The 10,666-nt window shown below is 61.8% G+C and carries 8 protein-coding genes and 1 tRNA gene; 4 read left to right on the top strand and 5 right to left on the bottom strand.

Features of this window, described 5'->3' with window-relative positions:
- Window positions 1-4: 4 nt before the first annotated feature.
- From ACE3OA_RS02375 to ACE3OA_RS02365, 3 genes are read right to left on the bottom strand one after another with little or no spacing between them, the layout of a single operon-like run.
- Window positions 5-1,102 (bottom strand): hypothetical protein, encoded by a 1,098-nt coding sequence (locus tag ACE3OA_RS02375; protein ID WP_374307437.1) that lies wholly within the window; start codon window positions 1,100-1,102, stop codon window positions 5-7.
- Window positions 1,099-2,544, bottom strand: coding sequence for an HlyD family type I secretion periplasmic adaptor subunit (locus ACE3OA_RS02370; RefSeq protein ID WP_374307435.1), 1,446 nt, complete (start codon window positions 2,542-2,544; stop codon window positions 1,099-1,101). The genes ACE3OA_RS02375 and ACE3OA_RS02370 overlap by 4 nt, the downstream gene beginning before the upstream one ends.
- Window positions 2,531-4,786 (bottom strand): type I secretion system permease/ATPase, encoded by a 2,256-nt coding sequence (locus ACE3OA_RS02365; protein ID WP_374307433.1) that lies wholly within the window; start codon window positions 4,784-4,786, stop codon window positions 2,531-2,533. The genes ACE3OA_RS02370 and ACE3OA_RS02365 overlap by 14 nt, the downstream gene beginning before the upstream one ends.
- A 396-nt stretch (window positions 4,787-5,182) precedes the next feature.
- Between ACE3OA_RS02365 and istA the strand changes: the two genes are divergently transcribed.
- Window positions 5,183-5,875, top strand: coding sequence for an IS21 family transposase (istA, locus tag ACE3OA_RS02360; protein ID WP_374307430.1), 693 nt, complete (start codon window positions 5,183-5,185; stop codon window positions 5,873-5,875).
- Between the two features lie 482 nt (window positions 5,876-6,357).
- Here istA and ACE3OA_RS02355 read toward each other — a convergent pair.
- Window positions 6,358-6,432: transfer RNA gene (locus ACE3OA_RS02355), tRNA-Gln, on the bottom strand.
- Window positions 6,433-6,718: 286 nt separating this feature from the next.
- Between ACE3OA_RS02355 and ACE3OA_RS02350 the strand changes: the two genes are divergently transcribed.
- The gene (locus ACE3OA_RS02350) at window positions 6,719-7,132 is read left to right on the top strand and encodes a peptidoglycan-binding protein (RefSeq protein WP_374307428.1); all 414 of its coding nucleotides are present in this window, start codon (window positions 6,719-6,721) and stop codon (window positions 7,130-7,132) included.
- A 57-nt stretch (window positions 7,133-7,189) separates the two neighbouring features.
- Here ACE3OA_RS02350 and ACE3OA_RS02345 read toward each other — a convergent pair whose 3' ends face one another.
- The gene (locus ACE3OA_RS02345; protein WP_374307426.1) at window positions 7,190-7,696 is read right to left on the bottom strand and encodes a thioesterase family protein; all 507 of its coding nucleotides are present in this window, start codon (window positions 7,694-7,696) and stop codon (window positions 7,190-7,192) included.
- Window positions 7,697-7,978: 282 nt separating this feature from the next.
- Here ACE3OA_RS02345 and ACE3OA_RS02340 point away from each other — a divergent pair, with 282 nt between their 5' ends.
- Together ACE3OA_RS02340 and ACE3OA_RS02335 are read left to right on the top strand one after the other, a co-directional pair.
- On the top strand, window positions 7,979-9,574 hold the full coding sequence (locus ACE3OA_RS02340) for an ABC transporter substrate-binding protein (protein ID WP_374307424.1): 1,596 nt from the start codon (window positions 7,979-7,981) through the stop codon (window positions 9,572-9,574).
- A gap of 76 nt (window positions 9,575-9,650) precedes the next feature.
- A complete protein-coding gene (locus ACE3OA_RS02335) occupies window positions 9,651-10,661 on the top strand; it encodes an ABC transporter permease subunit (protein ID WP_374307421.1) in 1,011 nt (336 codons plus the stop codon).
- The last annotated feature ends 5 nt before the right edge of the window (window positions 10,662-10,666 follow it).

Below are 10,666 nucleotides of genomic sequence, written 5' to 3'. Positions count from 1 at the left end.
GACCTCACTTCCTTTTCATAACGCTGAATGAAATCAATGGATGCCTAACTGAAGCGACATGGGATTCCGGAGTATTGGTCGATGTGCTCAGCAGCTCGTCGTCAGCGAACAATAGGTTTGCCGACTTTCTTGACAACTCTCTTGCAAGTTCTACGGCAGAGAGATTTTTTCCGGCCAGCGCCAAGGGCTCGACGCGAAAGATCAGCGATCCGATATCCTGAAATGAAGGCGTGAAGCGACCATTTATTAATTCAAATGGAACTAGTCGTCGCTCACTCGTAAGCGCCGTAGCGTTACCGGAGATCGCCGGCACATTGGATGCGCCATACAGCGCGCCATATACTCGATCGAAACGATCAGGGAACAAATTATCCAAAGTGGCATCAATAGCATTGCGTTCTATCGCAACATCACGTGATTGATTGCCGTTTGGTAATGCATCGCCCTCCACTTGCTTAAGATCATCGGCGGTCGCCAACCACCCAAAAACTCCAATGACATTGTCCAGAACATTCTTGTAGTGGAAGTACTCTTTGCTGGTTGCTTGCCACTCACCAAAATCTTCGTCTCTTGTTGATCGGCCTGCATCGTCGGAAATGTTCGCCGAGTAGCGCAGCAACCGCATGTTCGCCTTGCGAAGGGCTGCGTCAGGCACAATGAATATCTGTATTTTCTTTGGGGCCTCGACGTTGTCGACACGGCCAAGTACTGGATGTAGGTCTGTAATTTCTTTATCAACCGGAGAGTAACACAAATCAGGCAAAATCAGCAGTAGCCCCGTCCCGTCAGCTAGCACATGCGATATGCTCTGACTGGAAGGAGCAAAGTGTAACTGCTTCAAGGCACCGATTTCAGCTGTGTTGTATGGAATGCACTCTATCGTCTTCGATAGATACAGCACGTCTTTCCCCACAAGCACCTCGGCTCTATGCTCGACATATTTTGATCGATAACCCAGCACCTTTAGGGTGATCCAATAACTGGGCGAATCATTGGTTCCTTCCTTGAAGATCCAAAATACGAGCAGCGCAATAATCAATAGATAGGCAAAGAGCTTTGAAATTTGCACGACTCTGTCGTTCGGATCAGCACTCCCCCTCATCTCTCTCTCCCCGCCTCGCCGCCCATCTTCATGAGCGGTGAGAGAACGAACTCGATGAGCTTGCGTGTGCCGGTCTTGATCTCGACCGCGGCGACCATGCCGGGGGAGAGTTGGACATTTTTACCATCCACATTCATCACGTCCTTTTCGAGGCGAATGCGGGCGGTGTAGATGAGGCGCGGTGGCTGACCAGCGCCGCCGGGCTGCTCGACCGCGTCGCCGGAGATCGTGGCGACATGGCCGGTCAAGGTGCCGTAGCGGGTGAACGGAAACGCGTCGAGCTTCACGACCGCTTCCTGGCCCTCTGCCACGAAGCCGATGTCCTTGTTCTCGATCTCGGCCTCGATCTCGATGCCGGCATCTTCCGGCACCACGACCATGAGGGGCTTCGCGGGTTCGACGACGCCGCCGATGGTGTGAAGCTGCAGCTGCTGCACCATGCCGGCGACGGGAGCGGTGAGGCGCTGAAGGGCTTGTCGCTGAGTGGCCTTTTTCAACTCCTCGGTCAATTGCGCGACCGAGCTCTCGGCCTCGGTCAGTTCCTTGAGGCGGTCGCGGTCGAACTCTTCCTTCGCCTGGGCGATCTGGCGCTCGATGCCGGCCAGGGCCGCGCGGCCTTCATTGGCGCGGGCGGCGGCCACATGGCCTTCACCTTCGAGGGCGATCAGTTCCTGCTCCATCTCGAGGAATTGCTGCTTGGGCGTCAGGCCCTTTTCGAGGAGGCCGCGGCGGGCTTCGAGCTGTTCCCGCTTCAAGGGCAATTGCGCCGCGATCTTGGCGATCTCGGCCTGCGCGCCCACCGCCACGGCGCGCTGGCGTTCCAGCTCGCGTGCCAATCCGGCCAGCTTTTCCTGCTGCTCGCCCAACTGCGTGGCACGGAAGGAGCGCGCCAGGGCGAGGGTCGCCTCATCGAAGCCCGCCTCCCCGCCCGGCGGGGCGTCGAGGATTTCACCGCCGGTGAGGCCTAAGATCGAGCGCAGCCGCGCCACGTCGAGGCGCTGGCGTTGGAGTTCGCTCGCCAGCCGGTCCGTATCGGCGCCGGTCGCGGTCGAATCCAGCTCTACCAGCAGGTCGCCCTTCTCCACATGCTGGCCTTCCTCGACCGCGATCCGGGTCACGACGCCGGTCTCGAAGGCCTGGATCATCTTGGTGCGGCCAGAGGGCACGATCTTGCCTTGTCCCACCGCCACGATGTCGATCTCCCCCACACAGGCCCAGAGCAAAGCGATGGCAACGAAGCCGGAGATGGCCAGCGCCACCGCGCGCCCCATGGGTGAGGGCGGGGTTTCCAGCACCTCGACCGCGGCGGGCAGAAACTCGTGCTCATAGCCGTCGGGGGCGAAGATGCCGCCAAGACGGCCGCTCATTTTCCCCATCGCCGCGCGGACACGCGACGCCGGCAAGGGGATTACGTTGTCCGCCGGCGTGTCACTGGGCGGCATGCTGTCCTCCCCCCGGTGTGGCGCGTGGACCGTTGGCCGGCTGCGGCGCCATGCCAACCGCCGCATCCGACGCCTGATAGCGATAGAGCTGGGCATAGCGGCCATTGCCGCGCAGCAGCTGCTCATGGCTGCCATCCTCGACCAGGCGCCCCTTCTCGATGGTCAAGATGCGGTGGCAGGCCCGCACCGCCGAGAGCCGGTGGGCGATGATCAGCACGGTGCGGCCCTTGGCGATCGCCGCCATATTGTCCTGGATGATGCGCTCGGATTCATAGTCGAGGGCCGAGGTCGCTTCGTCGAAGATGAGGATCCTGGGGTTGGTGACGAGCGCCCGGGCGATCGCCATGCGCTGGCGCTGGCCGCCGGAGAGGCTGGCGCCGCGTTCGCCCAGCACCGTGTCGTAGCCCTGCGGCAGTTCCAAGATGAAGTCATGGGCGCCGGCGAGCTTGGCCGCCGCCACCACGCGCTCCATGGGCATGCCGGGATCGCTGAGGGCGATGTTCTCGCGGATCGAACCTGTGAAGAGCACGTTCTCCTGCAGCACCACGCCAATCTGGCGCCTGAGCCAGGCCGGGTCGATGAGGGCCAGATCCATGCCGTCGACCATCACCCGGCCCCGCTCCGGCACAAAGAGGCGCTGCACCAGCTTGGTCAAGGTCGACTTGCCGGAGCCCGACGAGCCGACAATCCCGATCATCTGACCGGGCAGGATGTCGACACTGAGGTCCGAGAGCACCTCGGGTGCGTCCGGCCGATAGCGGAAGATCACATGATCGAAGCTGATCCGGCCCTGGAGGTTGGGCGGGGTCGCCTTGTCGGCGCGGTGCAAGGGCTCGGTCGGCGCATTGAGGATATCGCCCAACCGGTTCACCGAGATGCGCACCTGCTGGAAGTCCTGCCACATCTGCGCCAGACGCAGCACCGGCCCATGCACCTGGCCCGCCAGCATGTTGAACGCCACCAGCGCGCCCACAGTGAGATCGCCGTTCAGCACGGCCTTGGCGCCGAGATAGAGGGTGAGCAGAACCGTCATCTTGTTGATGAGCTGCGCCGTCTGGCTCGCGGTATTGCCGAGCTTGGTGACGCGGAAGGCCGCCGAGACATAGCCCGCCAGCTGTTCCTCCCAGCGGCGCTGCATGCGAGGCTCGACCGCCATGGCCTTGGCCGTCTCGATGCCGGTCACGGTCTCGACCAGGAAGGACTGGTTCTCCGCCCCCCGCGCGAACTTCTCATCCAAGCGCCGCTTGAAGACCGGCGTCACCAGCAGGGAGAGCAGTACATAGGCCGGGATTGCCGCCATCACGACCAAGGTCAGGGTCGGGCTGTAATACCACATCACTGCCAGGAACACGGTGGTGAAGACCAGATCGATCACCAGAGTGAGGGCATTGCCGGTGAGGAAGGAGCGGATGTTCTCCAGCTCCCGCACGCGCGCCACGGAATCGCCTACCCGCCGCGCTTGGAAATAGGCCAGCGGCAGCGACAGCAGATGCCGGAAGAGCTTCGCCCCCAGTTCCACATCGACCCGGTTGGTGGTGTGGCTGAAGATATAGGTGCGCATGCCGCCCAGCAGCACCTCGAAGAGCGAGATGACGGCAAGGCCGATCACCAGCACGTCCAAGGTCGTGAGGCCGTGATGCACCAGCACCTTGTCGATGATCACCTGGAAGAAGAGCGGCGTGACCAGCGCGAAGAGCTGCAGCACGAAGGAGGCGATCAGCACCTCCATCAGGATGCGCTTGTATTTGAGAATGGCCGGGATGAACCAGGCGATGTCGAACTTGGCGAACCCTTCCGCAAGGCTTGCCCGCTTGGTCATCAGCAGCAGGCGCCCGGTCCAGACCTTTTCGAGCTCGGTCTTAGTCAGCGCAATCGGCCGGTTTTCTTCCGGGTCATGCGCCAGGGCCTTGGCTTCCTGGTCCTCACCCGCAGCTACTTTGGCGAGAACAAAGAAGCGGCCATCCTTGGTCTCGGCGATGGCCGGTAGCGGTGTTTTGCCGAGTTTCTGCCAGTTTGACGCGACCCAGCGCGCCTTAAGACCAGATTCCCGGGCGGCGCGGAGCAGGTCGGAATCGACGAGTCCCTTGGGACCCGGCGCGAAGCGATGCGACAGAGCGTTCGGATCAACCGCCAGACCATGGAAGCGCAGCAGAAGAACAAGGCAAAGCAGCCCAGTATCAGGGACTTGATGGGCGCTCGCTGCCGCGACACCCGATTGATCCGGCGCTGCCTCGTCGACCACGCCCTGCCCCTGCTTGCCGACTCGACGCGGAGCCCCTACCGCGTTTTGTATCGCAAAATATGCCTGAGGGCCTAGGACCGGGCAAGCGGGAATTCCACTGGCGCGCGAGCTATAAACAAAGTGTCACGCAAAAGATGTAGTTAATACCCACAATCAGCGCGAGAGCTATCCTCGCATCTGATAGGCATTCGCCCGATACAAATGTACAATTCATCGCCTGCCTGCGGAAGGCGATCGCGATCAAACGCCAACGCGCCTTGCCGCCTGCGGCAATCCACCAATCTGTGTTTCGGCATGCAATAAGGACCCCGTTCTAGGGGTTATCGGCATCCAAAAGGGACCCCACTGACGCTGGGGTTCATTGTGCCCTCCTGGGGATGCAGGAGGGTGTTGGGGATGCTGGTGGTGGAGACGATAGCGAAGATCCGTCGGGCGTATTTTGCCCAGGGGAAGGCGATCAAGGAGATCAGCCGGGACCTGGGTATCTCCCGCAAGGTGGTGCGGAAGGTGATCCGGACGGGTGCCACCGAGTTCCGCTACGAACGCGAGGTCCAGCCACTGCCAAAGATCGGGCCGTGGCGCGATCGCCTTGACGAGATGCTGACGGCCAACGACGGCAAGTCGGCGCGGGAACGCCTGACGCTGATCCGGCTGTTGGAGTCGTTGCGCGGGCTGGGATATGACGGCAGCTATGATGCTGTCCGGCGCTATGCCAAGGCCTGGCGCAAGGACCGTGGCGGGGCGACAGCCTCGGCCTATGTTCCCCTCAGCTTTGCCCCGGGAGAAGCCTACCAGTTCGACTGGAGCCACGAGGTTGTGCTGGTGGGCGGCACGACGCTGACGGTCAAGGCCGCCCATGTCCGGCTGTGCCATAGCCGGATGCTGTTCGTGCGAGTCTACCCGCGCGAGACCCAGGAGATGGTGTTCGACGCCCATGACCGGGCCTTCGCCTTCTTCAAGGGCACCTGCAGCCGCGGCATCTACGACAACATGAAGACTGTCAATCAGCACGCAATTGGGACCCCGGATCGGCGCGCAAAAGGGCCCCCTCTGATTGGGCGTTTTGCGGATGATCAAGGTAGTCCATAGGAGGGCCCCGCAGCCGACGCGGCGCGGGTCATTGCGCTGACGGCGGCGGCCGCGGGAGGTACCTGTGGACCCACCTTGAGCATCCGCCGGGTGGGGGTGCGGGGGAGGGTTTTTACTGGCGGGTCTTGAGACGCCAGCTTTCGTTTCCGGTATCGTGGGATGAGCAGCGGGCTCTGCTGATCATCTAGCCGCGCATACTTCTTCAGCGCGTCGACTTGAGTTCGCGCCCTCACTCCCAACATTCTCGCGGGGCGGGTCTTATGTCGCGTGACGAGAGCACGTTTTTGCTCATGATCTGTCGCCAATCAGCCCACCAGCCATAACCGGATTTTTGGCATTCAGAGACGGGAACGCGAGAAAGCGCTGAAAAGCCTGATTTTCTCGAGATCTCTGTTATGCGCAGCGATGATCTACCGGCTAACCCCCGGAAGTACGGCACAATTCCTGAATGTATCTCTTCAGATATACACTCATAAAGAGTGTGGCTGGGGCGCCAGGGATCGAACCTGGGAATGTCGGTACCAAAAACCGATGCCTTACCGCTTGGCTACGCCCCAATCTCGGGCGACCGGGGGCGATGCCCGGGTCGCGCGGCGGCGGTAACATAGGGAATGCAGGGCCCGAGAGCAAGGCGGGTCTTGCAGGGTGCCAAATGGCCGGAATCCGCCGCAAAGTTGTGTTCCGCGCGCCCCGGGCGAAAGCATGACGGTCACACCGGGCGGGCCAGTTTCGGGCTGCGCCGAATCTTGCCCCTCGCCTCTATCGCACCTATGCTCCGGCGCATCGGGCGAATGGCGCATCGAGCAGATCACGCATCGATCGCAAGGGGTGGAGAGCGAACGAATGGAAGAAGTGCGGGGTCCCCGGCTCGGTGTGCGCGCCAGCGCCGCTGATCGTGTCGGTGCGGCGGTTGACCGTCATGCCGGCCCGGACTCCGAGGCTCGCCGCCTGATGATCAGTTTCGGCGTGGTGGCCGGCGTCCTGGTCGCCGCGATCGGCATCACACTCTATATCTGGCACGATGTCGGCGCCCCGACCGAGGCAGCACAGGCCCCGGCCGCCAGCGCCCAGGTGCAGGAAATCGAACGGCTGCTGGCCGATCTCAGTTTTACGCCCGGACCGATCGACGGCGTCATGGATGAAGAGACCTCGGCCGCCATCCGCGCCTTTCAGCAAGCGGCGGGCCTGCCCGAGGATGGTCTGGCTAGTCCCTCCCTGCTTGAGGAATTGAAGGCCGTCGCCGGCCAATCGGAATAATGGGCCGGAATAATCGGCCGGAATTACCGGACCGCATTCCCCCCATGAAAGGGCCGATCAGGCCTTGCGATTGTGGATCGAGATCGTGCGCCCCAGTGGCACCGGCAGAGGTAGCGATGCGTGCGCGGCCTTCACCCGCTCCAGCCGCGCATAGATGTCGTCCGGCATCGACGCCACTTTGCGCTTGGTCATGTCGATGAACAGAATGAGCCATTCGGCGGTCGCCGCCAGATAGCCTTCTTCGGCATGGTACATGGACTGTATCCAATGCGCCCGCTTGCGGTCGCAATCGACCAGCTGGCAGGTGATGCGCAGCGGCGCATCGAGCAGCAATTCGCGATGATAAGAGACATGCGTGTCGACCGTCATGGTCGAAAAGCCGCGCTCCTTGATGAGCCCATAGCCCAGTCCCAACGCCTCGTAAGTGGTGTCGAACCCCTCGTCGAAGGCGCGCAGATAGAAGCCCACATTCATATGGTCGTTGCCGTCGATCCAGGCTGGCAGGACCTTCTGGCCGAGGCTGACGAACGGGGCGGGAATCGGGGAATCGTCGGTGATCTTCATGGCCCGACGATGCCCTTGCGGGCCGGGCGCGGTCAAGCGCGCGTTAACTATTGTCCATACCGCGCCGACGGGCTTTGCCGTCAATTGGGGGGCGCTGCCCTGCGATATGCGGCGACTGACCGGACGCTCGCCGGAATTGTAACCGTACGGTCAAGCGCGGCGTTGACTTGCCCCTTTCTTCAAGCTTACGGTTTTGCTCAAGGCAGCCCCCCAATTAACTAACAACTGGGGCACTCAACCGCGGGCTGTCCTGACACTGCTTTATTTTTGGGAGAATCCAAGATGAAACATCGCCTGCTTGGGGCCGTCGCGGCCGCAGCGCTTGCGGTTGGCTTCGCTGCCGCCGCCGAGGCAAAGACTCTGGTCTATTGCTCGGAAGGCAGCCCGGAGAATTTCAACCCGCAGATCAACACGACCGGCACCAGCTTCGACGTCGCCTACCCGATCTTCAACAAACTCGTCGAATTCGAACCCGGCACCACCACCATCATGCCGGGCCTCGCCAAATCCTGGGAGACCTCGGACGACGGCCTCACCTACACCTTCCATCTGCAGCCCGGCGTGAAGTTCCATTCGCGCAAGGATTTCGCGCCGACGCGCGACTTTAATGCCGATGACGTCATTGCCACCTTCAACCGCATGTGGAAGGCCGACGACGCCTACGCCAAGGTCTCGGGCGGCGCTTACGATTACTTCAACGACATGGGCATGCCCGACCTGTTGAAGTCGATCGACAAGGTCGACGACCTCACCGTCAAGTTCACGCTGACCAAGCCGAACGCGCCCTTCATCGCCAACATGGCGATGGACTTCGCCTCGATCCATTCCAAGGAATATATGGATGCGATGATGAAGGCCGGCACGCCGGAGCGCGTCGACCAGGAGCCGATCGGCACCGGTCCGTTCATCCTGCAGGCCTATGAGAAGGACGCGCGCATTCTCTACAAGGCGAATGCGAACTACTTCCGCGGCAAGCAGCCGATCGACAAGCTGATCTTCGCCATCACCCCGGACCAGGCCGTCCGCACCGCCAAGCTGCTTGCCGGCGAATGCGACGTGGCCCCCTATCCGGGCGCGGCCGACGTCGAAAAGCTGAAGGCTGACCCGAACCTCACGGTCCAGGAGCAGGAAGGCCTCAATGTCGGCTACCTCGCCCTCAACGTGAAGAAGGCGCCGTTCGACAATGTGAAGGTCCGCCAGGCCTTCAACATGGCCTTCGACAAAGACGCGATCATCAAATCCGTCTTCCAGGGCGCCGCACAGCCGGCCAAGAACCCGATCCCGCCGACCATCTGGTCGTATAACGACGACATCCAGCCCTATCCCTACGATCCGGAGAAGGCCAAGGCCCTGCTCGCCGAAGCCGGCGTGAAGGATCTCACCATCGACCTCTGGTACATGCCGGTGCAGCGTCCCTACAACCTGGACGCCAAGAAGATGGCCGAACTGATGCAGGCCGATCTTGCCAAGATCGGCGTTACCGCCGAACTGAAGACCTACGAATGGGGCGAATACCGCAAGCGCCTGCAGGCGGGTGAGCATCAGACCGGCATGCTCGGCTGGAGCGGCGACAACGGCGATCCCGACAACTTCATGGGCGTTCTGCTGTCCTGCGGATCGGCCCGCGACGGCGGCCAGAACATCGCCAAATGGTGCAACGAGGATTTCACCAAGCTGATTGATGAAGCCACGGCGACGGCGGATCCCGCCAAGCGCACCGAGCTCTACAAGCAGGCCCAGGTGATCTTCCACGATCAGGCCCCGTGGGTTCCTGTCGCTCACTCGGTCGTCTATATGCCGATGAGCAAGAAGGTTAAGGGTTTCAAGATCCACCCGCTGGGTACCCACATCTTCGAAGGCGTCGACATCGAAGAGTAAGTTTCGCTAACGAACGGGCGGCGGGGAGAGTCTTGGGCCCTCCCCGCCGCTCCTTTTTTTTGTGATATAGTGAGCCATGGTCCGTTTCCTCCTGACCCGCGCCAGCCTTGTGATCCCGACATTCCTCGGGATCGTCTTCCTGGCATTCATCCTCATTCGACTGGTGCCCGGCGATCCGGTGGAAGTGCGCGTCGGCGAACGCGGCATCGCCCCGGAACGGCACGCCCAGCTGCTGCATGAAATGGGACTCGACCGGCCGCTTTACGTGCAGTTCTTCGACTATGTCGGCGGCGTCCTGCACGGCGATCTTGGCATTTCCATCATCACGCATCGCCCGGTGCTGGATGAATTCCTGACCCTTTTCCCGGCAACGCTCGAACTGTCCTTCTTCGCCATGCTGCTGGCGCTGAGCTTCGGCCTGCCGGCCGGCGTCATTGCGGCGGTAAAACGCGGCTCGATCTTCGATCACGCCATCATGGGCGCCTCACTCACCGGCTATTCGATGCCGATCTTCTGGTGGGGCCTGCTTCTCATCCTGACCTTCTCGGTCAATCTCGGCTGGACCCCGGTTTCCGGCCGCATCGGCAATGATTTCTTCTTCGAGGGCACCTCCGGCTTCATGATCTACGACGCGATCATGAGCGACGAGGAGGGCGCCGTTACCTCGGCCCTGTCGCATCTGATCCTGCCCACCATCGTCCTTGGCACCATTCCCCTGGCCGTGATCGCGCGCATGACGCGCTCCGCCATGCTGGAAGTCCTCGGTGAGGACTACATCCGCACGGCGCGCGCCAAGGGCCTGTCGACCTGGCGCGTGGTGGGCGTCCATGCCTTGCGCAATGCGCTCATTCCCGTCGTCACGGTCATCGGCCTGCAGGTCGGTGTGTTGATGGCCGGCGCTGTGCTGACCGAAACCACCTTCTCCTGGCCAGGCATCGGCAAATGGCTGGTGGAAAGCATCAACCGGCGCGACTATCCGGCCCTGCAGGGCGGCGTGCTGCTGATCGCCAGTCTGGTGATGGCCATCAATCTCGCGGTCGATCTGCTTTACGGCCTGCTCAATCCCCGCATCCGGCACAAGCGTTGAAGGCC

The organism is Dongia sp. (assembly GCF_041906375.1).
In the GTDB taxonomy this organism is placed as follows: domain Bacteria; phylum Pseudomonadota; class Alphaproteobacteria; order Dongiales; family Dongiaceae; genus Dongia.
The sequence above is the reverse complement of the archived record's forward strand: the minus strand, read 5'-3'. Positions and strand labels throughout refer to the sequence as shown.